The sequence below is a fragment of the Bacillus sp. SKDU12 genome (assembly GCF_010093085.1).
Lineage (GTDB): Bacteria > Bacillota > Bacilli > Bacillales > Bacillaceae > Bacillus > Bacillus mexicanus.
The window spans coordinates 18,218-45,124 of the sequence record NZ_MSRC01000011.1; the positions used below are offsets into that span (position 1 = coordinate 18,218).

The following is a 26,907-nucleotide window of genomic DNA, read 5'->3' on the forward strand; positions in this document are numbered from 1 at the left end:
ATATGACCATTTTTTTCTGGAAAAGACATGTGTCAGTTTTTATGACACGTTTAATGCGTTAACAATGCATTGTGACATAATTTTTGATAAGAGAACACTTACATGCTGCGTCAAAGGAGGTCTGGTACATGAAGAAGCAAAAATTGGTGTTAGCAGGAAACGGAATGGCCGGTATCCGCTGTATTGAAGACATTTTAAAGCTGAATCGCCACTTGTTCGACATTGTCGTTTTCGGAAGCGAACCGCATCCCAACTATAATCGTATTCTCTTATCCTCAGTGTTGCAGGGTGAGGCGTCACTCGACGATATTACATTGAACAGCAAGGATTGGTACGACAAGCATGGAATTACCCTGTATACAGGTGAAACGGTTGTTCACATTGATACAGATCAGCAGCGGGTCATCACAGATCAGAAACGCACTCTATCTTATGACAAATTAATAGTGGCAACAGGCTCCTCCCCTTATATTCTCCCCGTCCCCGGGGCGGACAAAGAAGGTGTCTTCGGATTTCGAACAATAGAAGACTGCCAAGCATTGATAAGCATGGCCAAACCCAATCGAAAGGCAGCGGTGATCGGAGCCGGGTTATTAGGACTGGAAGCAGCAGTCGGGTTACAGCATCTCGGCATGGAGGTCAGCGTCATCCACCACTCTGCCGGCATCATGCAAAAACAGCTCGATCAAATGGCGTCGCGGCTGCTGCAGTCGGAGCTGGAACGAAAAGGCTTAACCTTTCATTTGGAGAAAAACACCGTATCTATTTCTGGCACCATGCAGGCAGATGGAATTCGTTTTAAAGACGGCTCTTCATTGAAAGCAGACTTGATTGTGATGGCGGCTGGGGTGAAGCCGAATATTGAATTGGCTGTATCATCTGGAATCGCAGTCAACCGCGGGATTGTCGTGAATGACTATATGCAAACGAGCGAACCTAATGTCTACGCCGTCGGTGAATGTGCTGAGCATAGCGGAACAGTATACGGTTTGGCAGCTCCCCTTTATGAACAGGGAAAAGTCCTCGCCAAACATATTTGCGGAGTTCCTTGCGAGGGATATCAAGGCTCGGCGCGATTTGCAGCTTTAAAAATAGCAGGGATTGATGTGTGGTCAGCCGGAAAGGTTCACGAGGATAATCGCACAACGAGCATCAACATTTACGATGAACAAACTGGCATTTATAAAAAAGCACTCTTTGAGGATGACAAACTGGCCGGCATCATTTTATTCGGAGACACACGTGACAAGCAAAAATTTCTCGACGGCCTGCTCACACAACGAGACATCTCGATCGTGAAAAAACAGCTGCTTGAACCAGATAACTCGGATACATCTTTTGAATCCATGCCATCAAGTGAAACGATTTGCCAATGCAACTCCGTAACGAAAGGCGCGATTGAGGAGGCGGTGAATGTAAATGCCCTAACAACCGTCGAAGAAGTCAAACACTGCACCAAAGCATCCGGCTCCTGCGGTGGATGCAAGCCGCTCGTTGAAGACCTTTTGAGATACATGACCAGCGGCCAGTATACAGAACCCGCCGGCACACCTTCGTTTTGCGGCTGCACTGATTTTACGGAAGACGATATCATTGCCGAGCTTCAGCGCAGGCCATTCAGTAATCCGGCAGAAGCGATGAGCCAGTTTGGCTGGAAAACGAAAAACGGATGCAGCACTTGTGTTCCTGCGATTCAATACTACCTGGAAATGCTGTACCCCGGTTTCATCCAGCCTAATCCAGCCGCTGAAGACACTTGCATCCTGGTTCCGCAAATGTACGGCGGACGCACAAACGCGGAGCAGTTAAGAAACATCGCCAACATCATCGAGGCATACAGCATCCCTGACGTATCCATCACTCACAGCCAAAGACTGAAGCTTTCGGGGATCAACTCCACGGATCTCCCGCATATCAAAAAGGCTTTGAAAATGCCCGCTTTTTTAAATGAACGCCGGCGCGCGCTGCAAAGTGTCAAAGCTTGTACATGCGCCCAAAACCGGCCGATTCAGCAGCTGGCTGCTCAAATCGAAAGGCAGCTTGAGAGCCTTTCCATGCCGGCTTCTATTTCTATCAGCTTATCGTGTGAAACAGACTGCAGTGATGCCGCTATACAAGATGTTGGTGCGGTTCGAACGCTGGCTGGCTGGGATATCTACATCGGCGGTGTCCGAGGAATTCATGCACATTCCGGCACTCTGTTTTGCGTAACTGACAATGAAGACAGCACCGCCGCTATGATCAAAGGACTGATCCAATATTATCGTGAAACAGCTCATTACTTAGAAGCCGTTCATCAGTGGATGGACCGGCTCGGGATCGTTCGTATCAGAGAAGAGCTATTTGAAGAGTACCTTAGGGATCAGCTGCTGGAAAGCCTTCAATCAGACCTGTTACTAATTCAAAACGCTGGCGCACATCAGAAAGGATGAGACATTTTGACTGAACCGTTGCTTAGATATTTCCGCGAGAAACAGCAAGACATCCAATCAGAAAAAACGTATGACACCCAATGCCCGTTTTGCAGCATGCAGTGCAAAATGCAGCTCGTGGAACAAACCATCGGCACACGGAAAAAGTTCACAGCGATCGGGATTAATAATCCTACGACACAGGGCCGGCTATGCATGAAAGGCATGAACGCCCACCAGCATGCCCTGAACGCCTCCCGCGTCACCCGGCCGCTGCTCAAGAAAAACGGCGAATTTATGCCTGTTTCCTGGGAAGAAGCACTGCACCATATCAAAGACCAAGTAACGATGATACAGCACGAACACGGACATGACGCCATGGCTGTATACGGAAGCGCCTCAATTACGAATGAGGAGGCGTATTTGCTAGGGAAATTCGCACGGGTTGGCTTACAGACAAAATACATCGACTACAATGGAAGACTTTGCATGTCCGCCGCAGCAACCGCGGCCAACCAAACATTCGGGGCAGACAGAGGCTTGACGAATCCCTTATCAGACATCCCCCACACCCGTGTGATTATTTTAGCCGGCACCAATATTGCGGAATGCCAGCCAACGATGATGCCGTATTTTGAAAAAGCGAAAGAAAACGGAGCCTATATCATCGCCATTGATCCGCGTGAAACAGCCACCACCAACATCGCCGACCTTCATTTAAAAATCAAACCAGGCACAGACGCCGACCTTGCCAACGGTCTCGTCAAAATCATCATTGACGAACAGCTTGCGGACGAAGATTTCATTCAATCACGAACAAATGGATACGAAGAGCTGAAGCGGCATACGGACACGCTGAGCCTGGAGGATATCGCTGAACAGACGGATATTCCGCTGGCACATATGCGTAAGGCCGCTGTGAAGTTCGCCAAGGAAACATCAGGCCTGCTGTTCACAGCCCGCGGGATTGAGCAGCAAACCGATGGAACAGCGGCTGTGAAGGGTTTCTTAAACATGGTGCTGATCACAGGAAAAATCGGCAAACCGTACTCGGGCTATGGAGCGATCACCGGACAAGGAAACGGGCAAGGCGCCAGAGAGCATGGGCAAAAAGCTGATCAGCTTCCGGGCTATCGATCTATTGAAAACGAACAACACCGGGCGCATATTGCGAAAGTGTGGGGAATCCACCAAGATGATCTGCCGCGAAAAGGCGTCTCAGCCTATGAAATGATGGAAAAAATCAATGACGGCGATATCAAAGGACTGTTCCTCATGTGCTCCAACCCTGCTGTCTCCAGTCCAAATGCGAACCTCGTCAAAAAAGCTTTGAGAAAACTGAGATTTTTCGTCGCGATCGATTTGTTTATTTCTGAGACTGCGACATACGCAGATGTGATTTTGCCCGCCTCCTCTTATTTAGAAGATGAGGGCTCGATGACAAATGTCGAAGGCCTCGTGACATTAAGAGAAGCAAGCAGACCGTGCCCCGATGAAGCAAAGCATGATTGGCAGATCATTTGTGAAATCGCAGCTGCTCTTGGAAAAGAACGCTATTTTTCCTACTCATCAGCAGAGGATATTTTTAATGAATTAAGAGCAGCGAGCCGCGGCGGGATTGCTGATTATTCAGGCATCACATATGACAGGCTCAGGCGTGAAGGCGGTATTCATTGGCCATGTCCGGAACCGGATCATCCCGGAACAGGGCGTTTGTTTGCGGACTCATTTGCACATCCGGATCAAAAAGCGGCACTCAGTGTGATTCCGAACGAACCGACCGTTCCAAAAGAGAAACCCACAGCCGACTATCCGCTTTATTTAACGACCGGACGTGTCATGTCTCATTACTTAACAGGTGTCCAAACGAGAAAAAGCGCCGCCCTTGCCGCGAGACATTTTGAATCGTTTATGGAAATTCATCCGCAAACAGCGAGAGCCTACCATATTGAAGACCGTGTCCTCGTAAAAATTGAATCCCCGCGGGGAAGCATCACCGTCCGCAGCAAATTTTCAGAACAAATCAGAAAAGACACCGTTTTTGTTCCCATCCACTGGGCAGAGACTCAAAATGTGAATGATTTAATCGGCGAAGCCTTAGACCCAGCCTGTAAAATGCCCGGTTTTAAGGTGTGCGCCGTCCGAATCAGACCTATTTAAATTATTCATAAAATTTTTAGAACTTTTCGTATATTTTGTTACATTTTATAACATGCATCTTAAATATTTCTTTTCGCTATGCTACGCTGGAAAAAACATTGATAAGGAGCGGATCATCTGATGGGGAAAAAACAGCTAGTTCTTGTTGGAAATGGAATGGCCGGAGTAAGGGCCGTTGAAGAGATACTGAATGTGGCAAAAGACGAGTTTGAAATCACAATTTTCGGTGCCGAACCGCATCCCAACTACAACCGAATCCTTTTGTCAAAAGTGCTTCAAGGCGATACCGACCTCAAACATATTACGTTAAATGATTGGGATTGGTACGAAGAAAACAATATTCAATTGTATACAAATGAAACAGTCATCAAAGTGGATACAGAAAACAAAACGGTGATTACAGCCGCAGACAGAATCCAGCCATACGATGAATTGATCCTGGCGACAGGCTCTGTCCCTTTTATCCTTCCGATTCCGGGCGCAGACAAACAAGGTGTCACAGCTTTCAGGGACATAAAAGATACAGACACGATGCTCGCCGCGTCAAAACAATATAAGAAAGCAGCCGTCATCGGCGGAGGCCTGCTTGGTTTGGAAGCCGCTCGCGGACTGCTGAATCTCGGCATGGAGGTATCTGTCATCCACCTCGCTCCATACTTAATGGAACGACAGCTTGACCCAACGGCGGGACGTCTGCTGCAAAACGAATTAGAAAAACAAGGAATGACCTTTTTACTTGAAAAGCAAACCGAAGAAATTGTCGGTGATAACCGTGTCGAAGGCCTCCGCTTCAAAGACGGCACAAGCATTGAAGCGGATTTAGTCGTCATGGCTGTCGGCATCCGCCCAAATACACAGCTTGGCACAAAAAGCGGCATTCCGGTCAACCGCGGAATCATTGTCAACGACTATATGCAAACTGAAATTCCGCACATTTATGCGGTCGGCGAATGCGCTGAGCATCGGGGAATCGCATACGGGCTCGTGGCTCCGCTCTATGAACAGGCAAAAGTGCTGGCGAAGCATCTGTGCGGCATTGAAACCAAACCGTATGAAGGCTCCGTCCTCTCTACTCAGTTAAAGGTATCAGGCGTTGAAGTCTTCTCTGCCGGTGACTTTAATGAATCAGAGGACAAAAAAGCCCTCAAGGTCTTCGATGAGCAGGACGGCATCTATAAAAAAATCGTCTTGAGAGGCAATCAAATTGTCGGTGCTGTTTTATTCGGCGACAGCAGCGAAGGCAATCGCCTGTTTTCTATGATTCAAAAAGAAGCCGATATCACTGACACCTCAAAAATATCAGTCTTACAGCCGCTCAACCAAGAAGCAGGCACAAGCATGACCGCTGCAATGAGCGACGATGAAATCATCTGCGGCTGTAATGGTGTCTCAAAAGGCGACATCATTACAGCCATACAGGAAAAAGGATGCTCGTCAACAGACGAGATCAAAGCATGCACCGGTGCATCCCGCTCATGCGGAGGCTGTAAGCCGCTCGTAGAAGAAATCCTCCAGCATACGCTCGGATCAGACTTTGACGCGACAGCGCAAAAAGAAGCGATTTGCGGCTGCACCACATTGTCGAGAGATGAACTCGTAGAAGAAATCAAAGCCAAAGGGCTGTCGCATACAAGAGAAATCATGAACGTGCTCGGCTGGAAAACGCCAGAAGGCTGTTCCAAATGCCGACCGGCTCTGAACTACTACCTAGGCATGATCAATCCAACCAAATACGAGGATGAACGGACATCCCGCTTTGTGAATGAACGAATGCACGCCAATATTCAAAAAGACGGCACATACTCAGTCGTTCCCCGGATGTATGGCGGTGTGACCAACTCCACAGATTTACGCAAAATCGCAGATGTCGTCGACAAATATGAAATTCCGCTTGTCAAAATGACCGGCGGCCAGCGGATTGATCTCATCGGCGTGAAAAAAGAAGACCTTCCGAAAGTATGGAAAGATCTTGATATGCCATCAGGCTATGCGTACGGAAAGACACTGCGGACAGTAAAAACATGTGTAGGCGAGCAATTCTGCCGCTTCGGCACGCAGGACTCCATGGCGCTTGGCATTGAGCTTGAGAAAAAATTCGAAGGGCTTAACACACCGCACAAAGTCAAAATGGCCGTATCTGCCTGCCCGCGGAACTGTGCCGAATCCGGTATTAAAGACCTTGGCGTTGTCGGCATTGACGGAGGCTGGGAGCTTTATGTCGGCGGAAACGGCGGAACACATTTACGCGCCGGCGATTTGCTGATGAAGGTAAAAACAAATGAGGAAGTCTTAGAGTACGCAGGCGCTTACCTGCAGTATTACCGAGAAACCGCAAAGTATCTGGAGCGTACATCCGCATGGCTTGAGCGCGTCGGTTTACCCCATGTCCAATCTGTATTAAACGATCCTGAAAAACGGCAGGAACTCAACGACAGAATGAACGAAACACTTTCTGTCCATAAAGATCCATGGAAGAACTTCCTGGAAAACAAACAAACCTCTAAAGACTTATTTGAAAATGTCGTGACCACATCATAATGACAAAAACAAACATTAAGGAGGAACGGATATGGTAAACAAAGACGCAACAAAAGTATGGATCGGAAAAATTGAAGAATTGCCTGAACAATTGGGAAAAACAGTGTATATTGAAGATAAGGAACTTGCGGTCTTCAAGCTTTCAAACGGAAGTATCCGCGCCATCGAAAACCGCTGTCCGCACAAGGGCGGCGTCCTCGCAGAAGGCATCGTCAGCGGGGAATATGTTTTCTGTCCGATGCATGACTGGAAAATTTCTTTAGAAGATGGAAAAGTCCAGGAACCTGATCACGGATGTGTCAAAACATACGAAACGCTGATCGAAGGAGAACATGTTTATCTCATATATTAAACAAAAGACCGGATCACTTTTTTAAGTGACACTCAGATCGTTGGCAAAATCCTAAAACGGGTTATGGTTTTAGGATTTCAACATCTTGCGTGATTGAAAACCCTTGAAGTCTAGGAAGGCAGAACTTGAAGCAGACTTGCACAGAATGTGATGGCGGCGTTTTAGCGATTAGCCGCCATTCCTTTCCAAACCGCAGGCTTGACACAGAATGCGGGGTTTGTCGATACGCTGTGGATCACTTTTCAAGTGATCCTTCATTTTTTACAGTGACGGAAGGATGACATGATCATGAAGAATGGAATCGTTTATTTCGTGGGAGCCGGTCCCGGCGACCCAGGGCTGCTCACCATCAAAGGAAAACAGGCGCTGGAGGAAGCAGACGTGATTTTATATGACCGGCTCGCAAACCCGAAGCTGCTCGAATACGCATCATCGCACTGCCAGTTTATTTATTGCGGAAAACTGCCAGACCGCCATTTTATGAAGCAAAGAGAAATCAACGCCCTGCTGGTTGAAAAAGCCTTAAAGGGTTTAACCGTCGTCCGTTTAAAAGGCGGAGACCCGAGTGTGTTCGGCAGAGTCGGTGAAGAAGCGGCTGCCCTTCATGAGCAAGGCATCCGCTATGAAATGGTTCCTGGCATCACATCTGGCATTGCAGCGCCTCTCTATGCGGGCATCCCCGTCACACATCGGGATTTCGCTTCGTCTTTCGCCATGATTACAGCCCATGATCAATCATTAAAAGGCACGCCGAATCTTGACTGGGAGGGGCTTGCCCGAAGCGTTCAAACCCTTGTCTTCTACATGGGCGTCAAGAATTTGCCTTATATTTGCCAGCAGCTTATCGCGCACGGTAAATCTTCTTCTGTTCCTGTCATTGTGGTCCAATGGGGAACGTGGGGCCGTCAGCGGAGTGTGAAAGGATCGCTTGAGAATATTCAGCAAAAGGTTCAGGAGCACCAGATCACAAACCCTGCGATTATCGTCATCGGAGATATCGTTAACTTCCAAACACACAGCTGGTTTGAAAGCAAACCGCTCATCGGCCGTCACATGATGGTTGTTACTCATGGCGATGATGAAGATCCGCTCGCAGACAAGCTGCGCGCTTCTGGCGCCGATGTCATCGAATGGCCGAAATGGCGGACGGAGAGCATGCCTGTCAATGAAAAGATTCTTCGAGAGGTCGGCACCTTTGAAGAGATGGTTTTCACATCGCGCCGTGCGGTTTGTGAATTTTTTCAAGCGCTCACTTCCAAGAAAATCGACATCCGCCAACTGACAGCCCGATTGAGCGCGGCATCTGAACATGCAGAGACAGAGCTTAAAAACCGGGGGTTTCTCGTCTCCCCTATGCAGCCTGATTCAGGAAAACGCCTTGTTGTCGGAAGCCGCCATTCAGTGGAAAACATGCAGATGCATGAGTCCTCTTCGTTTTATATCACCCATGAACATGTCATAGATGGCCGGTTCACCCATATGATTCAGCGAACCATCAGTGAATCTCCGCTGCACATGGTCATTTGCCCAAACAAGCCGGCCGTTCAGCAATTGATCAGCGCCGGCGAACAAATCGGCATTTCACCGGAACCGTCAGCAAGCCGGCCTCCTATCTTCTGCAAAGATGATGACAAAGCTGCCAGCGCCTATGGATTCACAGCGGTCCAAAAGCAGGATGAATTATTTGCTTTCATTCAGAAACAACAAACAGAAAAAAAGCTTATTCACAGCTGATGGTAAACAGCCCTTTTATCTAGGGCTGTTTTATTTATGAGCCAATTTTTTGTGATGGGTAGAATACATCGCCATATTCTCGGCCTTAGGGTTCAGATAAGCCTTTGCACTGTTGACCGCTGTCGGGCCTTCTGTAAAGCCGCCGGCAATCAATCTCAGCTTGCTTTCATAAGAAGCTGCGTCACCCGCCACAAACACACCCGGAAGATTCGTCCGCATATGCCTGTCAGCTTTTACCCTGCCTTCTTCAATCTCAAGCCCCCACTCCTTCATTGACCCGAGATCAATCTTGAAGCCATGATTAACGATCAGCTCATCAATCTCTATGTCTTCACTTTGACCAGATTCAGTATGGCAAATTGTCACGCTTTGGATGCGCTCCTCTTCCCCGTTAAGCTGTTCCAGCCGATAAGGAGTAAGCACTCGCACCGATGATTGCTTCATTTTCGTCACACTGCTTTCCATTCCGCCGAATTCCTCACGCCGGTGAATGACAGTCACAGACGCCGCAATCGGTTCCAGCTCATTTGCCCAATCGACCGCAGTATCACCGCCGCCTGATATCACCACCCGCTTCCCTTTAAACGCATCAAGCTTCTCCACTCCATAATGAAGGTTTTTGCCCGCATACCGGGCGGCATCTTCACTGTCAAATTCCTTGACTTCAAGCGTTCCCATACCGCAAGCCAAAATCACAGTTCGTGTATAATGCTTTTCACCTTCAGAACCTGTCAGCAAAATGGTGCCGTCCTCCAAACGATCAAACCCGGTCACGCGCTGATTCAGTATAATGTCAGGCTCAAACGTCGCCGCCTGCTCCTTCAGCTGCTCAATCAGCTGCTTTCCCGCGATTCCCGGTATCCCGCCGATATCACGAATGATTTTCTCTGGAAAGAACAAAGACACCTTCCCACCGACCCGCGGCAAAAATTCGATTACTTTCGTTTTCAGCTCCCGCATCCCGCAGTAAAAAGCCGTAAACAGCCCGATCGGCCCCCCGCCTATAATCGTAACATCATATACCTCTTGATTCTCAGCCATCCATCTTGCCTCCCGTTCTCATCTATATCAACACTGTTTTAATTGAGAATGAATATCAATAAAAAGTATATCATATTTCTCGTACCATTGTTTATTCATTTCTTCTCCTTGTGATAAAGGGTTGAAAACCCTATAATAGGCAAAAAACAAATCGGAGGAACAGATGAAAAGACGAGTCGAAATGATCACTTTCGAAGGGTATACACTAGAATATTCTGTTACTGGCGAGGGAGCCCCCATTCTTGTCATGCATGGCGGGCATTCAAATTGTTACGAGGAATTCGGGTACACGGCGCTGGTTGAACAAGGGTATTGTATCATCACCCCATCAAGGCCCGGCTATGGCCAAACGTCAACAGAGATTGGGAAAAGCCTTGCCGACGCCTGCCGTTTCTATGTAAAACTATTAGATCACTTACAAATCGACAGCGTCCATGTAATCGCCATCTCCGCAGGAGGGCCGAGCGGCATATGTTTTGCCTCCCATTATCCTGAAAGGGTCAACACTTTAATCCTGCAATCCGCTATCACAAAAGAATGGCTCACCTCAAAAGACATTAAATGTCAAATAGGGAGAATGCTCTTTCGCCCGCCGATGGAAAAGTGGGTATGGAAGCTGATTTCTTCTTTGAACAACACCTTCCCCCGGTTAATATTTCAAGTCATGAGTCCGCAATTCAGCACACTTGCGTTTCAGCGAATCAAGTCTCTGATGGATGAAAAAGACACAGAAGCATTTCGGAAAATGAACAGCCGGCAGCGCTCAGGTGAAGGATTTCTGCTTGACCTATCACAAACCGCCGCTATCTCTTCAACAGAGCTGCAGGCCATCTCATGCCCCGTACTGGTCATGCATAGTGTTTATGATGGACTAGTCGACAAGTCACATGCACATTATGCAAAAAGACACATCCCTGACGCTACTCTCTGTTTGCTTCACTCATGGGGGCACCTCATCTGGCTCGGGATAGAAAGAGCTGAAACAGATAGAAGCCTATTCGAATTTTTAGAACCCTAAGTGAAACAAGCAGTGCCTTTTTTCTGGTATGATAAGAGGCAGTTTAATATGAGCGGAGGTTTTATTGTGACAGCACAATCATCTTTTCTTCAGCTGAATTCTATTTTTATCAGCATTTTAATAGAAGCCATTCCGTTTATTCTGATCGGCGTCATCCTTTCGGGAATCATTCAAATGTTTGTTTCTGAAGAAATGATTGCAAGAATCATGCCAAAGAACCGCTTTCTTGCCGTTTTATTCGGGGCGCTAGCCGGCGTATTATTTCCCGCCTGCGAGTGCGGCATTATCCCGATTACGAGGCGGCTTCTGTTAAAGGGGGTTCCACTGCATGCGGGCGTTGCTTTCATGCTGACCGCGCCGATCATCAATCCTATCGTCTTATTTTCTACTTTTATTGCGTTCGGGAATAGATGGAGCGTGGTCTTTTATCGGGGCGGACTGGCGCTATCCATTTCGGTGATCATTGGGATCATCTTATCCTATCAATTTAAGGATAACCAGCTTTTAAAGCTTCAGGAACCCGGGCATCACCGTCATCATCAACACACCCTGCTACAAAAACTGGGTGGGACCTTGCGTCATGCCATTGATGAATTTTTCTCAGTCGGGAAATATTTAATTATCGGTGCCTTTATCGCAGCCGCTATGCAGACGTATGTCAAAACATCCACTCTGCTTGCGATCGGACAGAATGATGTATCCTCTTCCCTTGTGATGATGGGGCTGGCGTTTGTCTTGTCGCTTTGTTCAGAAGTTGATGCGTTCATCGCGTCTTCCTTCAGCAGCACATTTTCATTAGGATCGTTAATCGCCTTTCTAGTGTTTGGTGCGATGGTGGATATTAAGAATCTATTGATGATGCTTGCGGCCTTCAAAAAACGATTTGTTTTCCTGCTGATTACGTACATTGTCGTGCTCGTCTTAGCGGGATCACTACTGGTAAAGGGGTGATTCAATGTTTCGACTATTTGTGCTGATGGGATTTACGTTTTTCTTTTATCATCTCCATGCCTCAGGAAACCTTACAAAGTATATTAATATGAAATATTCCTATCTTTCTTTTATTGCGATCTTCCTGCTGGCCATTCTGACAGCCGTTCAAGCCTATGTATTTATCAAATCGCCTGATAAAGGCCGGCATCACGATGATCATGATTGCGGATGCGGCCATGATCACGAACATGACCATGAACAAAACAAGCCATTTTATCAACGTTATTTGATTTATATTGTTTTTCTTTTTCCTTTGGTGTCGGGAATCTTCTTCCCGATTGCGACGCTTGACTCATCTATAGTCAAAACAAAAGGGTTCTCGTTTAAGGCGATGGAAAGCGGAGACCATTACTCCCAGACACAGTATTTGCGGCCTGATGCGAGCCTTTATTACGCGCAAGACAGCTATGACAAACAGATGAAACAGCTGTTTAATAAGTATTCCAGCAAGAAAGAGATTTCTCTGACCGATGATGATTTCCTAAAAGGAATGGAAACCATCTATAACTATCCAGGTGAATTTCTAGGCCGGACGATTGAGTTTCATGGATTTGCGTACAAAGGAAACGCGATTAACAAAAATCAGCTCTTCGTGTTGAGGTTTGGCATCATTCACTGTATCGCTGATTCCGGCGTATACGGGATGCTTGTGGAGTTTCCGAAAGACATGAACATCAAGGACGATGAGTGGGTTCAGATTAAGGGCACTCTCGCCTCAGAATATTACCAGCCTTTCAAGTCAACGCTCCCTGTCGTGAAAGTGACTGACTGGAAAACCATTAAAAAGCCTGATGACCCGTACGTTTACAGGGGATTTTGAAAAGATTTGAGGAACCAAACTATATCGGTTCCTCAAATCTATTTACATTTTTTATATTACTTTATCTCTCTAAATATTAATTCAATTTCTTTGGTCAGTTAAGTTTGATCACTCGACTGCATTGATTTGACACATAAGGATCATGAGTTACTATTATTATTGTTTTATTCATCTGATTCAATTCTTTTAACAGAGTGATAATTTCATTACGATTATTTACATCTAAAGATCCTGTCGGTTCATCTGCCAGAATAATATCACATGGTTTTAATATAATTCTTGCTATTGCTAATCTCTGTTGTTCGCCCCCAGAAAGTTCATGGACTTTTTGGTTTAAGGACACTTTTTGCAAGCCCACTTTTTCAAGAACCTCAATCTTCAATTTTTCCTTTTCTTCTCTCTTCAACTTTTTATAAGTTAATGGGACATCTAAATTCGCACTGATACTAGCATTATCAATCAAGGCGTAATTTTGAAACAAATATGATATTCTAGACCGTAACAATTTATTGGCTTTTCCAGAACCGATTCTCGGAGCAACATCTCCAAATATTTTAACAATACCACCATCTTGCTTCTCGAGCATTCCCATAATATTAAGTATTGTTGTTTTTCCGGAACCACTGCTTCCTGTAATTGCAACCATTTCCCCTTTTTCTATAACAATGTTGATGTTTTCCAATACAACATGTTCTCCGTAAGCTTTTCTTATATTCTGCAATTCCATAACATAACCCAATTAATCAGAAACCTCCTTTCATAACTTTAATCTTGTTTCTTCGTTCTATAATAATTAATGCAATTATCGAAGTAACCAATTCTAAAATTAAAAGAAATACAATACAAATTAATAGGTTTAAAGTTATTCCTCTTTTGACAACAATACAAGATATAAATTGAATGAGCCCTAGTATGAAAAACAAGGTCATATAATCTTTAAATGTTCTAAAAAAACCAATACCAAACAATCTATAGACTATAAACTTTTGTTGCTTTTTATTGAAGTATATTACAGAATTTTGCACGATAAGAAGAACCAAAGCGATAGCTAATACAACAGCTAGAGCTAAAAGCGAGCTAATTTCGCTATGTAACTCCTTTATTTCATTCAAAGCATATTGATTTAAAGAGACCAAGTACTTCAAATTATCATCAAGATGATATTTTTTTAAATAAGGCTCTAATATATTCATTGTCTTTTTTGAATCTCTATCATTTAATTTTATTTTAAGCGGATCTCGACTTCCATTTCCTAAAATTGTATTTCTGTCACCTACCAAGCTATTATTCTCTGTAACAACTTGTATAATAGGATCTATAATTATATTATCCTCAGCTTTAAAAACTTCTGGGTTAAAACTGAAAATTTTCTGACCACTAGCTGTCCAAATAATATGTATTTCAGGTTCTTTTAAATACTTTGGTACATGTCTCCCTAAAAATTCTTCATCATACGCTATTGCAGATTCTTTTCTATCTTCTCTAAAAAATTTTATTATTTTTTTTCTTTGTTGTTTATATTTCTCTGGGACAAGTAATATTAATCTTTTTTCTCTCTCATTGATTGATATTGATTGTTTTTCCGAATTGTATACAGGAAATTGTTTTAAATAATTATCATTTACAATGATAGACCTGATTCCCTTATAGCGTGAGTTTAATCGAATAAATTCCTCTTCATATTCTCTTGTATCTATTAAGAGAGCTCCCATTTTGTTTAAAACGGGATAAATATTGTCTATATCATTTGTAAGTTGCGGCTTTCCCTTATTTACATCCTCAATATCATGGCCTATATATAAAGGATTAAAAACACCATAATCCTTACTGACCTTCCAATCTTCTAAATGAGATTGTTTTGTTTTCACCTCGTTATATTGATTTAAAGTGGAACTACCTATTACAATTATTAAGACAGAACAGACTACTTTTAAAATAGAATTAATGATAAAGATGCTATTTGTATCTTTCTTATTCTTTATTGCTTGATTAACCTTTATCCTCCTTATGTAAAAATAAGTGATGATTGACAACAACCCTATAATCAAATAATTAATAAATAGTTTCATAACGGTATTCACAAAAAAAGAAAATGTCGATCCAGGTAAGAAAATTGTACATATGATTGATAAAAACAAGGAAAAACAAAAAGTTAATATTAATAATTTCCCTACTATTTGAAGCCAAATTCTTAAATTGGAATACCCATGTAATTTTAAAACACCTATTGTTTTTGACTCATTCACAATATAATAAATAAGAAGAAATAATGTTACAATAAGAACCAAATAGTTATACTGTTGTAATGATGAAGTAGACATTTCCGCGTAACCATCATTCACTTCTCTGTTTTGTAAAAAGTCACTTACTTCAAACGACGAATCAAATTTTTCATTTACCTCATTAACAAATCCATTTAAAAAATCTTCAAAAGAATATTTACCTTTAGTTTCAGCATAATATGTACCGTTTACAGGAAGATAATCAAAAGACTTTTTTAGTGGTTTAATTGTTATTTTAGAAGTGCTACCAAATATTTTTAATTGTCCTATCTGATTTTTATCCTTAGAATTTTCCGTACTTATGTATAAATTTTCAGATTGAGTGTCTAACTTACTAAAAAATGTCCCTTTTGAGAGTTCAAGGCCATTAAAATAGTCAGTTTGTTGAGTTAACAATACATATTTAGAAATTTCTACTTTATCGTTTGTAGAGAAATTAATAGCCGGACGGAAAATATTTGATTTATATTTTTTTGAACTACTAATAATTAGTTCTATCATTTCTTTAGGATCATTTAATAAGGGATCATCCGGTATTGTAAAAGGTTTACCGACAGAACTATCTAGCTGTTCAAACTCTTCAATTTGTTTATTTGCAGTTTCCCTAAAGGAAATCAAAAAGGAGAACAGTGAAGAAATCACAAGGAATAAAATCACAATTTTTCTCACAAAAAAAACTCCTTTATAAAAAGGAGAATCATCGAAAACTCTTTCTAAGTTTTCGATGATATCCTTATCATAGTTTTATATTAGTAAGTTTTCCAATTGGCCTTTGTCTTAGCATCTGTTGCTCCGCCTGACAAACTGGAGTATGAGGTTGTTCCTGCTTTAATTTTACCGCTTGAATTAGTTCTTGTCCCAAGGGCACAGGATGAAGCATGGGCCTTATCTTTGTGATAATAATTTGACCAAACTTTCTTTTTAATTCCCCAATCAAAGTAACCAGCTGTACCATAATCCCAGTTTCCTCCGCCAACATTTTCATTTTCAAATGGAGTTACTTCAGAGTTTTTCAGAGGGGTATTAGTTAAATCAACCTCGCCACTTGTTTCTGCACCTGCTGCTGATGCTGCTTGTCCAGTTGAGAATGCTAATGCTGCTATTAAAGCTGCACTCATGAGACCTTTTTTCACCATAACTGATCCACTCCTTCTTTTTTAATTTTAATGGAGATTGAATGACAGCGCGCTCACCCGTTCAATAACATCCTTATTATCCCATATAAGGGATATATATTAAATTAACAATTTTTCCTATAAATGGATTGTAAGAAAAAGTACTCTAGATATATTCTATTAACAAACTGGTAGAAGAACTCTCTTAAACAATCTGTTTTATTTCATCAGCATCAAATCAAGATAGAGCTGACATCGCGTTCTGAAATCACTTAAATTGATCGATGTCATTTCAGTAATCTGTTTAATGCGGTAATTTAGTGTGTTTTGGTGAATAAACAGCTGTTCTGCTGCTGGTTTTGTTTTGCAGTTGTTGAGGAGATAGATTTCCAGAGTTTTAAGCAGCTCGGTGCTGCTTTCTTGGTCCTTCGCTTTTAATAAAGATAAATCCTTATTTTCGTATTCCAAAAATTCGTTTTTCTGCTCAATGCTTTCTAAATAGCGGTAAATGCCGAGTTTGGCATATTCATATGGAATGTTTTCCTGATTTCCGGTGATTTCTGCGGCTTTGATGACTTCAAGTGCTTCTATGTAGCTCTTTCCAAGTTTTAAAAGATGATCATATTCGTTTCCGATACCGATATATATAGGGGTAGGAATTTTTTGAAAGTGAAAATGTGTTAACAGCTTGTTAATAAATTCAGAAGCTGCCGAGGAGACGGAGCTTTTTTGGGAAAAACTCGCTACGACGATGACAATATTTGATTCGATCGTTAAGACATGACTGACTTTATCTCGTAAATTCAAGTACGACCTGATATTTTCCTTTAAATCCTCTACCGCTTCCCCATCCCCGTTCGCGGCATGCAGGATGACAACCGAAAACATGGAAGGCAGCACGGTGTTGATCCTTTCGGCTTCCCGCCTGAGTTCCTTCTCAGTGGTAAATTGCTGATAGATCGCCCGTTTGATGAGATCTTCAGCTTTTTCTTCTTTTTCCTGTTTCAGCTTATTCGTTTTATAAATGATTTTCCCGACATGGAAAGAAGTCTCATACAAAAAATCAAGTTCTTCTTCCGTCAGATTTTGGTCCAGCTCCTGAACCCAGATATAGCCCATGACTTCCCCTTTATGCTTCGCACTCACGACGACCCTCTGATTTAGGCCGATGCTTTCCATTTTATTGACGCGAAAAGGCTCAGGTTCTGTTTTCAGTTTTTCAATGATGCCGTCCTTCAGAAACCTCTCAAAAATCTGAACCGGACATTTTTTCGAAAAAATAGTCTGCTGGTTGGCAGAATCAAAATGATTAATATAGTAAGAATTATAAGCTAACAAAAAGAAATCTACACTTTCCAGTATGACTGGTTTTTGCAATTCATAACTAATAAAATCAATCAGCTTATCAACATCTGAAAATGAAAAAACTCTCTCTAAAAGCTCTTCCATACTTTTTTCTCCTATACTTTTTTTACTTTAATCATATCCATACAGAGGCTTTTTGTATAGAAAAAAATGCGCTTGTTTCCAAAAAGAAAAAGTGGCCGTTTAAAAGGAGAAAAGAGGAAAAAGGGACAGCCCCTTCCTCCTCCTTTTGACCCTTATTGCGACATTGTATCTTGGTATTCTTTAAACTGGTCTGCGACAGCTTGTGACGGAGCCTGCGTCAATACACTGACGATAAAGACAGATAATAGACTCGCAGCAAAACCAGGTATCATTTCATACAGAAAGTCCGAAAGACCGGCATTCGCCCAAATGATTACAGTTGCTGCTCCCACAATCATGCCGGCGAGTGCCCCCCATTTGGTCATTCGTTTCCAAAACAGACTGAGCAGTACAACCGGTCCAAATGACGCACCGAAGCCCGCCCACGCGTAGCTTACCAATCCAAGGATCGTATTGTTTTTCTCCCAAGCAAGACATAATGCGATGACAGAAACCACAAGCACAGCCAAACGGCCTAAAAACACCAGCTCTTTATCAGATGCTGAGCGTCTGAACATCGACTTATACAAATCTTCTACCAGAGAGCTTGATGTCACAAGCAGTTGGGAAGAAATTGTACTCATAATTGCGGCCAAAATAGCTGAAATCAAAAAACCTGTGATAATCGGATGGAACAAAATGTTCCCTAATTGAATAAAAATCGTCTCAGGGTCCTTCAGTGTCATGCCATTTTCGTGGTAATAAGCGATTCCGCCTAAACCCGTCAGCACAGCACCGACTGCAGACAGCACCATCCAGCCCATTCCGATTCTGCGCGCTCTTTTGATCTCTTTGACAGACGTTATCGCCATAAAACGCACAATGATATGCGGCTGGCCAAAGTACCCCAATCCCCAGGCAAACAAAGAAATAATGCCAAGAATGCTTGTTCCTTTGAACATATTAAACATATCTGGATCAACAGAGCGGATTTCTGCAACTGTATCACTTGCCCCGCCCGTGTGGAAAAATGTAACGATAGGAACAAGGATGAGTGCGGCAAACATAATAATCCCCTGAACAAAATCTGTCCAGCTGACAGCCAAAAAGCCGCCAAACAAGGTATATACCACAACAACCCCCGTCACAACCCACAATCCGGTGTGATAATCCATCCCCAAAATACTGTTGAATAAAACGCCGCCGGATACCATTCCGGACGATACATAAAATGTGAAAAAGACTAATATCACAATTCCCGAAAACAGTCTGAGAAGCTTTGTTTGATCTCCGAAGCGATTTTCAAGGAATCCGGGAATTGTAATGGAATTCCCCGCCTGTTCAGTGTAGGTTCGCAGCCGCGGCGCAACGTAAAGCCAGTTCGCCCATGCGCCAAGACAGAGTCCGAACACAATCCAAATACCGCTCAGCCCTGTTGAAAACATGGCGCCCGGGAGCCCCATTAACAGCCAGCCGCTCATATCGGCAGCACCGGCACTGAGAGCAGTTACCGCCGGACCTAAGGAGCGTCCTCCAAGCATGTAATCCGTCAGATTGGATGTGCGCTTGTAAGCAAAGTAGCCGATCAGCAGCATTCCCGCCATATAAATACAAATCGAAATAATCAGCTGTGTGTTTTCTATGGCACTTCCTCCTCTTTTTTATAGGTTATGGATGAAATGGACATCCCCGCAGGGAGGATGTCCATTTAGTCCCGTTTTAGAACATTTCACTGATTGTTTTAGCCTGCATGTGGAGTGCCAAGTAATCCGGCCCGCCCGCTTTTGAATCCGTTCCGGACATTTTGAAGCCGCCAAACGGATGGTACCCGACGATAGCACCTGTACAGTTGCGGTTGAAGTACAGGTTTCCGACATGGAATTCCTGTTTCGCACGCTCGATGTACTTGCGGTTGTTTGTGATAACCGCACCTGTCAAACCATATTCAGTATTGTTCGCCACTTCTAAAGCTTCATCAAAGTCTGACACTTTAGAAAATGCGATGACAGGTCCAAAAATTTCTTCCTGCATGAGTCTTGCTTTCGGATCAAGGTCAGCAAAGATCGTCGGTTTGATGAAGTATCCTTTCGAATCATCACCAGTGCCGCCGCTTACTAAGCGTCCTTCCTGTTTTCCGATCTCAATATAGCTCATGATTTTGTCATAAGAACCTTGGTCAATGACAGGTCCCATATAAACATCCGCACTGTCAGGTTTTGCGGTAACTTTTGATTCCGTAATTTCGATGACACGCTTCAATACTTGATCATACACGTTTTCATGGACAACTGCACGTGAACCTGCAGAACATTTTTGTCCCGCAAAGCCGAACGCAGATTGGAAGATGGATTGTGCAGCTAGGTCAACATCGGCATCTTCACAAACAACAACTGTATCTTTTCCGCCCATTTCTGCAATCACACGCTTTAAGTGCTGCTGGCCCGGCTGAACTTTCGACGCACGTTCGAAGATTCTCGTCCCCACTTCTCTTGATCCCGTAAATGTAATCAGGCTTGTTTTCGGATGGTCAACAAGGTAGTCGCCGACTTCCGCTCCGCTGCCTGGAACAAAGTTGACTACGCCTTTTGGCAATCCGGATTCTTCAAGCACCTCAACAAATTTTGCAGCAATGACAGGCGTAGCGCTCGCAGGTTTCAGAACGACTGTGTTTCCGGTAACGATCGGCGCCACTGTTGTTCCCGCCATGATCGCAAACAAGAAGTTCCAAGGCGGAATAACAACTGTTACGCCAGTCGGCGTGTACACATATTGGTTTTTCTCACCTTCACGGCTGTTGACCGGCTTGCCTTTTGCCAGTTCGATCATTTGACGCGCATAATACTCCATGAAGTCAATCGCTTCAGCTGTATCAGCATCCGCTTCGTTCCAAGGCTTCCCTGCTTCTTTTACAAGCAAAGCGGAGAATTCATGTTTTCTTTTGCGTACTTTTGCAGCAGCACGGAACAGGACAGCCGCTCTTTCTTCCGGAGACGTGTATCTCCACTCTTCAAACGCTGTCGCCGCCGCTTCAATCGCTTGCTCAGCATGCTTTTGAGAAGCTTTTGACACTCTGCCGACGACCTCTTCTTTATCAGCCGGATTGATCGAAACGATTTTTGCTTCTGTTTCTACTTTCTCTCCGTTAATAACTAACGGATAGTCTTTTCCTAAATATTCGCTTACTGTTGCAAGCGCTTTTTTAAACGCTTCTACGTTGTTTTGATCCTGGAAATTTGTGAATGGCTCGTGTTTGTAAGGTGTTGTCATGATAATCTCTCCTTTTTTACTTCTTTGTCATTCCTTTGAAAGCAAATGCAATATTTGACGGACGTTCTGCAAGGCGTCTCATAAAGTAGCCGTACCAATCTTCGCCGTATGGCAGGTAGACTCTCATGTTATAACCTTCTTTTACGAGGTTGAGCTGGGTTTGCGACCGCATGCCGTACAGCATCTGAAATTCAAACTTGTCATTGGCAATGCCATTTTCCTTGGCAAGCTGCTTTGTAAAGCCGATCATTTTATCGTCATGTGTGGCAATCGCTGTATAGTGACCGTTTAAGAGCTGCTTTCGGATCATTTTTTTATAATTTTCATCGACATCACTTTTCTCCGGATAAGCTACTTTTTCTGATTCTTTATAAGCTCCCTTTACAAGCCGAAGGAACGGGTTTAAAGAATTCAAATCATCAATGTCACTTTCCGTCCGGTACAGATAGGCTTGCAACACTGTGCTCACGTACTCGTATTTCTTTTTGAAATCTTTGAAAACATCAAGTGTTTTCTGGCATCTGACCTCATCTTCCATGTCAATGGTAACCATGATTTTATGCTGATCAGCCGTCTGGAGGATTTTCGTCATGTTTTCATATACTAGATCCAAATCTATATCCAGACCTAAAGACGTCATCTTTAGAGAAACGTGTGAATTCAACTGCTGATCAGCTATGGCAGCGATAGTTTGGATGCACTCTTCCGTACGCTCCCGTGCGACCTCGGCACTGTTTACAAACTCGCCTAAATGATCGACAGTAACTGACAAGCCTTGGCTGTTAAGCTGTCGAATGGTCGGGATTGAACTGGTAAAGTCATTCCCGCCGATAATTTTACCCGCTGCCACCCGGCTTCCCCAGTTCTTTGCCATTTTATTGAGAAAGCCGCTTTTGGATAAAAATAAGAAAAAGTCTCTTGTGATCACTTCCAACCTCAACACCCCGCAATCTAAGAAGTATTTGTATGAGTTTATTGTAAATGGACAAAACCTCTGTTCACAATATTCTCAAAATACAAAGATTCTGATAATTTTTGTGAGTTTACCACAATCAGTTAGTTAGAAAGTCGGGGGATATTCTGTCGAATAAAGGAGAAAAGGAAGCGACAAAAAACATCAGCTTCCTCCATCCTTCCATACTTCTTCAACCGTATCCAAAAGCAAACGATTCAATTCAGGTGTCATATCCTTTTGTTCGGCTTTCAGCGTTTTTGCTACTTTCATGATTCTTTCGATTTCTGTTTCTATGAATTCATGAATGACATAAATTTTCGCTTCAAGGTCAAGCTCATCGCCTCTTCTTTTCCGTTCAAGCAAGGTTTCCATTTCTGCCTTCAGCTCAAGATCAGAAACAAGTTCATTCAGCAAAACGGTAAAATCCATTGGCGGAATGGTTCCATACTTTTCAATCCATTTGCAAGCCAAGATTGGCCGAAGCACATAGAAATATTTTTTGATTTTGACCTCTTGTCCTTGAAGGTAATCCTTGACGTTCCTTCTCGCCATATTGATATAGTGATACACGCTTGCTTCAGGCTTAAATGCCTCCATCCGCAGTTTTCTTAACTTCTCCGCAGTTGTAAATGCTTCGTAATACACAATGTCTGATGACAGCCATTCAAGGAGCGGCGGGTTTGATTTTTTGAAGAGGCGCAGCGTCTTTCTCAGCTCCCAGCCGCTGATATCCAGCAAATCGTGAATCGGTTCTTCTATCACATCACGCTCCTGCTCAATTGAAAAATACCACTCCTTCTTCGGCACATAAATAAAGCGGACATCATAATCACTGTCCTGCGACGGGAATCCCCAGGCGCGGCTTCCTGACTCAACGGCATATACAATTTTGACTCCGTATGACCGCTCGATTCGCTTTAATTCATCAATGATCCTTTGTTTCATATCTATTCGTCTCCAGTCTATTATCATTCCTGTAGTTTGCAAAAAAAACCCGCCTGTTGATGTGCGGCGGGTTTTCACGTTCATCTGCCTTTAAGGTGCTGCTTAAAGAAAGCAAGCTTTTCCGTTTGAAAAGCAGGGATATACTCATGCCCAAAGTAACGGTAGACTTTCAATTCTTTCTCTGTCTCCAAATGGTTGTATGCGGCAAATACGGTAGACGGCGGTGTGACCTTGTCAATCAGGCCGATCGACATCAGCACAGGCACCTTCACTCGGTCAGCGAGATTCATAATATCGAAATATGAAAGTGTCTTCATTGCCTGTTCTTCCGTTTCCGGACTGCCATTTCTTCTGAAGAAGGAATTGATTTCAAGATACGGCTCCTCAAGCGCCACATCAATGGCCCGCTCAAAGTTGCTTAAATAAGGATAATCGGCAGCCGCTGCGGCAATCGTTAAGCCGCCTCCCTGGCTTCCGCCTGTCACACCGATTCTTGTTTCGTCGACTTCGTCAAAGCTGCTGATCACTTCAAGCGCGCGTACGGCGTCCATATAAACGCCCCGGTAATAGTATGTATTTTTATCGAGAATGCCTTTCGTCATCCAGCCTAAAGCGTGACCGTGCGGAGAAATACTTGTATCCTCGCTGCTCTGCTGGCCGCGGACAAGCATGCCGAATGCGGCGTAGCCGTGGAGCGCCCAGTTCACCATTTCATGGATCTCACCATCATAGCTTGCGTTGTAGCCGTGGTATTTGACGATCGCCGGATGCGGGCCTTCCTTATCAGGCACCGCGTACCATCCGGCAATGCGGGCGTCTCCGAAGCTTTTATATGTAAGTCGGTACACCTTGACTCCATCAGCGGGATAATCAACAGGCTGTAAATCGGGTGCTGCTTGGACTTTCGCAAGTTCGTCCAAAGACGATTTCCAAAACTCAGAAAAATCTTGCGGAGCTGTTTTTTCAGGCTTATACGTTTGCAATTGGTCGAGCGGCAGATCGAATAGTTGCATTTCCGATTATTCTCCTTTGTTTTATAAGATTTGATTTGTATTCATATATTACCACGTTCCGAACTCATTTTCTAAATATTTTCACTTTTGTTTTTTCGAACAGCCTTCATCAAACGTTTGTTTAAGACTATCCGAATTAACTGAATAAAAAACTAAGTTGCGCCCAAAAACAGCTTCATCAAGGGCCTGTGACAAGCAGAGAAAAGCTCGTGACCAAGCTCCAGCATCTCTCAAGTCAGGCTTTTCGCTGCCATGGGGCTTAAACAGAGCAGCGAAACTGCGGAAAAGGGACAACCAATGCGTGCGTTTTGCCAATACACCAATCCGTGCGCGCACCGCACGGATTTTTACATCGGCTGATAAAGATCCCAGCCGATTTTTAATGTTTCTACAATGTAATCGGCGACCTCTTCCGGGGAAAGATTGTCTGTTGCGACTTTCGAATTGTGTTTGTCGTAAATGACTTTTCTTTCGTTAAACAGCTGTTCCATTTCATCCATTGAACGGTTATGCAGCACAGGGCGGCTTTCGATCAATAGATCCGCACGCTGCTTCCAGTTCTCCCAAGACAGATCCAAATGCAGCACAAGACAGTTTTCCAGACAGCACATTCTGATTTCCTCTTGTTTAAAAGAACCGCCGCCGAGAGATACGATCTTGAATCGTTTGTTCTGGCAGATATCTAAGATATATTCCTTCTCGGTTTTCCGGAAAAAGTCTTCTCCTTTTTCCTCAAAGATCTCCGGAATTGTCATCTTGAAATCCTTCTCGATCTCTTGGTCAATATCAATAAAATCTCTATATAATTTTTTAGCGACCAATTGGCCGATTGTCGTTTTTCCTACACCCATGAATCCGATCAGGACGATATTTCTTTCTCTTACTGGGATGGCTCGTTTAGCGTTCATCTTCGGCGAAATCCTCCTAAGGAATGAAATTTTATATTCATTATATGCTTCTTTAGCGAATATTTATATAGATACCGGCTTGCCCGTCCATTTCCGTTCAAACGTTTTTATCTGAATGACATTCATTTTACAACATATCCGCAGGCATTTTAATACTTCGACGCAAAAAAGCATTAAAACGATTTACAAAGCGCTTCATCATACCATCCCGCACATAACAAAAGCCCGCTCCGAGAGCGGGCTTTCTTCATTTTATTTCCACCAGTCATCAAACATGGACGCCGGAACCTGACGTTTATGCTCAGTGATGCTGTAGCGTTTTTCCAGCGCTTCTGACACTTTCGCTGATACTTCTTTTCCTTCTAGATAATCGTCAATTTCATCATAGGAAATGCCAAGCTCGGTTTCATCCGACTGCTGCGGTTTTTCATCGAGAAGATCGGCCGTTGGCTCTTTCAAGTATAAGCGTTCAGGTGCACCCAGCTCTTTCAGCAGGCTTCTTCCCTGACGCTTCGTCAAACCGGTCAGCGGAAGAAGGTCCGTTCCGCCGTCACCGTACTTCGTAAAGAACCCAGTGACAGCCTCAGCTGCGTGGTCAGTGCCCAGAACAAGAAGACCTTCCTGGCCTCCAATCGCGTATTGCGCGATCATTCTTGCTCTCGCTTTTACGTTTCCTCTATTAAAGTCAGTCAGCTGATCGCCTGTATCCTGCTGATATTGATCAGAAAACGCACTGACTGTCGACTTAATGTCAAACTTCCATGATTTGTCCGGTTTAATGAACTTCAATGCAAGCTGGGCATCGTCTTCATCATGCTGTGTGCCATGCGGAAGGCGTACCGCGATAAATTGAGCGTCTCCGCCCTCCTCGCGAATGCTCTCCACCGCAAGCTGAGCCAGTCTTCCCGCAAGTGTTGAATCCTGTCCGCCGCTGATTCCCAATACAAATCCTTTAGCACCGGTTTTCTTTACATATTGTTTTAAAAAATTGACTCGTTCCTCAATTTCTTTCTTTGGATCAATTGAGGGCTTCACATGTAATTCACGCATAATCTTTTCCTGCATGCTCATCCCAATCATTCCTCCTGTACGATTCACTGTTTCTTATTTGATCATTTCCCTAAATTGATGAAAATGAATCATGACAATCATGTATCTCCTTATAAATATAGCACAGGTTTTCATTTACAGTGAACAAGAGAGATCAGCTGACTTCCACCCGTATAGATGTGATACTATCGCCATTGCACTTCCCTTTTTCAATCGGACAGGAAGAAAACGCAACGATCAAATCCATTTCCGCTCGCAGCCTTACATAATCCCCGGCATTTGAGAGCGGCGTTTCCACAGATAAATTCCCTTTCTCATCAAGGACTGTATTCATGAAAATCGCAAACGGATAATGCATGTGAGGCTTTGGAACGCCAAACTGCTCAAGCGCACGGTTCATATTGTCATAGCACGTATCCTGGAATTCATCTTTTTGCTTGCCGTATAACAGCCTGTTCATATCCGGACGGCAGGCGGGAAGCAGCAAATCATGTTTGCCGACCGTATCCTCGATCAGTGTCAGCATCGGTTTATAGAGATTTGAGTAAATATGGTCATTCACCTTTACGTTTATGGAATGATTGGCATCAATTGTCGCTCCCTGATCAAGATGCTCATAAAAATCCTTGGCATGGTACGCGACAAAATCAGCAACCTGCTGCCCTTCTACATCAACCACCTTTACAATCTGCCCCTTTTTCAGTTCCAGCCCAAGCCCTTTTTTCGGCTCTATGATATATTGCTGTGTCATCTGCTCGCTCCTTTTTTCAATAGTATGAGCGTTCTCCGCTTTCCCCATGTAAAAAGAGGTAAAAATCTGATGTATATAAGCCTCGGGCGGGTTGCACTCTAACCGTAGATAAAAGGGGTTGAAATA

The 26,907-nt window shown here is 43.7% G+C and carries 21 protein-coding genes; 8 read left to right on the forward strand and 13 right to left on the reverse strand.

Features of this window, described 5'->3' with window-relative positions:
- The first annotated feature begins 128 nt into the window (after window positions 1–128).
- From nirB to cobA, 5 genes are all read left to right on the forward strand, one after another.
- Window positions 129–2,432, forward strand: a complete 2,304-nt coding sequence (gene nirB, locus BTW01_RS11025) for a nitrite reductase large subunit NirB (RefSeq protein ID WP_162103030.1) — start codon at window positions 129–131, stop codon at window positions 2,430–2,432.
- 6 nt (window positions 2,433–2,438) lie between these two features.
- Window positions 2,439–4,571, forward strand: a complete 2,133-nt coding sequence (gene nasC / locus BTW01_RS11030) for an assimilatory nitrate reductase catalytic subunit NasC (RefSeq protein WP_162103031.1) — start codon at window positions 2,439–2,441, stop codon at window positions 4,569–4,571.
- A gap of 120 nt (window positions 4,572–4,691) precedes the next feature.
- A complete protein-coding gene (nasD, locus tag BTW01_RS11035; RefSeq protein WP_162103032.1) occupies window positions 4,692–7,109 on the forward strand; it encodes an NADPH-nitrite reductase in 2,418 nt (805 codons plus the stop codon).
- A gap of 31 nt (window positions 7,110–7,140) precedes the next feature.
- Window positions 7,141–7,461: a nitrite reductase small subunit NirD gene (nirD, locus tag BTW01_RS11040; protein ID WP_162103033.1), complete on the forward strand. Its 321-nt coding sequence runs from the start codon at window positions 7,141–7,143 to the stop codon at window positions 7,459–7,461.
- A 282-nt stretch (window positions 7,462–7,743) separates the two neighbouring features.
- Window positions 7,744–9,195: a uroporphyrinogen-III C-methyltransferase gene (cobA, locus tag BTW01_RS11045; protein WP_162103034.1), complete on the forward strand. Its 1,452-nt coding sequence runs from the start codon at window positions 7,744–7,746 to the stop codon at window positions 9,193–9,195.
- Window positions 9,196–9,225: 30 nt separating this feature from the next.
- Here cobA and BTW01_RS11050 read toward each other — a convergent pair whose 3' ends face one another.
- A complete protein-coding gene (locus BTW01_RS11050; RefSeq protein ID WP_162103035.1) occupies window positions 9,226–10,236 on the reverse strand; it encodes an NAD(P)/FAD-dependent oxidoreductase in 1,011 nt (336 codons plus the stop codon).
- 163 nt (window positions 10,237–10,399) lie between these two features.
- On the opposite strand from BTW01_RS11050, the gene BTW01_RS11055 reads away from it, so the two are divergent.
- The 3 genes from BTW01_RS11055 to BTW01_RS11065 all read left to right on the forward strand — a co-directional run bounded on the left by BTW01_RS11055 (window position 10,400) and on the right by BTW01_RS11065 (window position 13,067).
- The gene (locus BTW01_RS11055; RefSeq protein WP_162103036.1) at window positions 10,400–11,254 is read left to right on the forward strand and encodes an alpha/beta fold hydrolase; all 855 of its coding nucleotides are present in this window, start codon (window positions 10,400–10,402) and stop codon (window positions 11,252–11,254) included.
- Window positions 11,255–11,320: 66 nt separating this feature from the next.
- Window positions 11,321–12,205, forward strand: coding sequence for a permease (locus BTW01_RS11060; protein ID WP_162103161.1), 885 nt, complete (start codon window positions 11,321–11,323; stop codon window positions 12,203–12,205).
- 4 nt (window positions 12,206–12,209) lie between these two features.
- Window positions 12,210–13,067 carry a TIGR03943 family putative permease subunit gene (locus BTW01_RS11065; protein WP_162103037.1) on the forward strand — a complete coding sequence of 286 codons (858 nt, stop codon included), beginning with the start codon at window positions 12,210–12,212 and terminating at the stop codon, window positions 13,065–13,067.
- 94 nt (window positions 13,068–13,161) lie between these two features.
- Here the strand turns inward: BTW01_RS11065 and BTW01_RS11070 are convergent, their stop codons facing one another.
- The 12 genes from BTW01_RS11070 to BTW01_RS11125 form a co-directional block, all read right to left on the reverse strand.
- Window positions 13,162–13,806 carry an ABC transporter ATP-binding protein gene (locus BTW01_RS11070; RefSeq protein ID WP_162103038.1) on the reverse strand — a complete coding sequence of 215 codons (645 nt, stop codon included), beginning with the start codon at window positions 13,804–13,806 and terminating at the stop codon, window positions 13,162–13,164.
- Between the two features lie 4 nt (window positions 13,807–13,810).
- Entirely contained in the window at window positions 13,811–16,018 is a 2,208-nt protein-coding gene (locus BTW01_RS11075; protein ID WP_162103039.1) for a bacteriocin-associated integral membrane family protein, read from the reverse strand.
- A gap of 80 nt (window positions 16,019–16,098) precedes the next feature.
- The gene (locus tag BTW01_RS11080) at window positions 16,099–16,485 is read right to left on the reverse strand and encodes a lactococcin 972 family bacteriocin (RefSeq protein ID WP_162103040.1); all 387 of its coding nucleotides are present in this window, start codon (window positions 16,483–16,485) and stop codon (window positions 16,099–16,101) included.
- Window positions 16,486–16,683: 198 nt separating this feature from the next.
- Window positions 16,684–17,913, reverse strand: a complete 1,230-nt coding sequence (putR, locus tag BTW01_RS11085) for a proline utilization transcriptional regulator PutR (RefSeq protein ID WP_162103041.1) — start codon at window positions 17,911–17,913, stop codon at window positions 16,684–16,686.
- Between the two features lie 152 nt (window positions 17,914–18,065).
- Window positions 18,066–19,520 (reverse strand): sodium/proline symporter PutP, encoded by a 1,455-nt coding sequence (gene putP, locus BTW01_RS11090; RefSeq protein WP_162103162.1) that lies wholly within the window; start codon window positions 19,518–19,520, stop codon window positions 18,066–18,068.
- A 91-nt stretch (window positions 19,521–19,611) separates the two neighbouring features.
- Window positions 19,612–21,159: an L-glutamate gamma-semialdehyde dehydrogenase gene (gene pruA / locus BTW01_RS11095; RefSeq protein WP_162103042.1), complete on the reverse strand. Its 1,548-nt coding sequence runs from the start codon at window positions 21,157–21,159 to the stop codon at window positions 19,612–19,614.
- A gap of 16 nt (window positions 21,160–21,175) precedes the next feature.
- Window positions 21,176–22,087, reverse strand: coding sequence for a proline dehydrogenase PutB (gene putB, locus BTW01_RS11100; protein ID WP_162103163.1), 912 nt, complete (start codon window positions 22,085–22,087; stop codon window positions 21,176–21,178).
- Window positions 22,088–22,276: 189 nt separating this feature from the next.
- The gene (locus tag BTW01_RS11105; RefSeq protein WP_162103043.1) at window positions 22,277–23,059 is read right to left on the reverse strand and encodes a nucleotidyltransferase domain-containing protein; all 783 of its coding nucleotides are present in this window, start codon (window positions 23,057–23,059) and stop codon (window positions 22,277–22,279) included.
- A gap of 80 nt (window positions 23,060–23,139) precedes the next feature.
- Complete coding sequence (gene cah / locus BTW01_RS11110; RefSeq protein WP_162103044.1) at window positions 23,140–24,072, reverse strand: cephalosporin C deacetylase; 933 nt, start codon at window positions 24,070–24,072, stop codon at window positions 23,140–23,142.
- Window positions 24,073–24,419: 347 nt separating this feature from the next.
- Window positions 24,420–24,980 (reverse strand): shikimate kinase, encoded by a 561-nt coding sequence (locus BTW01_RS11115; protein WP_162103045.1) that lies wholly within the window; start codon window positions 24,978–24,980, stop codon window positions 24,420–24,422.
- Between the two features lie 252 nt (window positions 24,981–25,232).
- Window positions 25,233–26,051, reverse strand: coding sequence for an ammonia-dependent NAD(+) synthetase (gene nadE / locus BTW01_RS11120; protein ID WP_162103046.1), 819 nt, complete (start codon window positions 26,049–26,051; stop codon window positions 25,233–25,235).
- A 133-nt stretch (window positions 26,052–26,184) separates the two neighbouring features.
- Complete coding sequence (locus BTW01_RS11125; RefSeq protein WP_162103047.1) at window positions 26,185–26,781, reverse strand: DUF1989 domain-containing protein; 597 nt, start codon at window positions 26,779–26,781, stop codon at window positions 26,185–26,187.
- Window positions 26,782–26,907 lie beyond the last annotated feature (126 nt).

What these genes read in the sequence shown, in the direction of transcription:
- nirD (WP_162103033.1), top strand. Translation starts at nt 7,141, where the DNA reads ATGGTAAACAAAGACGCAACAAAAGTATGGATCGGAAAAATTGAAGAA.
- BTW01_RS11065 (WP_162103037.1), top strand. Translation starts at nt 12,210, where the DNA reads ATGTTTCGACTATTTGTGCTGATGGGATTTACGTTTTTCTTTTATCAT.
- BTW01_RS11115 (WP_162103045.1), bottom strand. Translation starts at nt 24,980, where the DNA reads ATGAACGCTAAACGAGCCATCCCAGTAAGAGAAAGAAATATCGTCCTG.
- BTW01_RS11055 (WP_162103036.1), top strand. Translation starts at nt 10,400, where the DNA reads ATGAAAAGACGAGTCGAAATGATCACTTTCGAAGGGTATACACTAGAA.
- BTW01_RS11080 (WP_162103040.1), bottom strand. Translation starts at nt 16,485, where the DNA reads ATGGTGAAAAAAGGTCTCATGAGTGCAGCTTTAATAGCAGCATTAGCA.
- nadE (WP_162103046.1), bottom strand. Translation starts at nt 26,051, where the DNA reads ATGAGCATGCAGGAAAAGATTATGCGTGAATTACATGTGAAGCCCTCA.
- BTW01_RS11105 (WP_162103043.1), bottom strand. Translation starts at nt 23,059, where the DNA reads ATGAAACAAAGGATCATTGATGAATTAAAGCGAATCGAGCGGTCATAC.
- cah (WP_162103044.1), bottom strand. Translation starts at nt 24,072, where the DNA reads ATGCAACTATTCGATCTGCCGCTCGACCAATTGCAAACGTATAAGCCT.
- putR (WP_162103041.1), bottom strand. Translation starts at nt 17,913, where the DNA reads ATGGAAGAGCTTTTAGAGAGAGTTTTTTCATTTTCAGATGTTGATAAG.
- nirB (WP_162103030.1), top strand. Translation starts at nt 129, where the DNA reads ATGAAGAAGCAAAAATTGGTGTTAGCAGGAAACGGAATGGCCGGTATC.
- pruA (WP_162103042.1), bottom strand. Translation starts at nt 21,159, where the DNA reads ATGACAACACCTTACAAACACGAGCCATTCACAAATTTCCAGGATCAA.
- nasD (WP_162103032.1), top strand. Translation starts at nt 4,692, where the DNA reads ATGGGGAAAAAACAGCTAGTTCTTGTTGGAAATGGAATGGCCGGAGTA.
- BTW01_RS11050 (WP_162103035.1), bottom strand. Translation starts at nt 10,236, where the DNA reads ATGGCTGAGAATCAAGAGGTATATGATGTTACGATTATAGGCGGGGGG.
- cobA (WP_162103034.1), top strand. Translation starts at nt 7,744, where the DNA reads ATGATCATGAAGAATGGAATCGTTTATTTCGTGGGAGCCGGTCCCGGC.
- BTW01_RS11125 (WP_162103047.1), bottom strand. Translation starts at nt 26,781, where the DNA reads ATGACACAGCAATATATCATAGAGCCGAAAAAAGGGCTTGGGCTGGAA.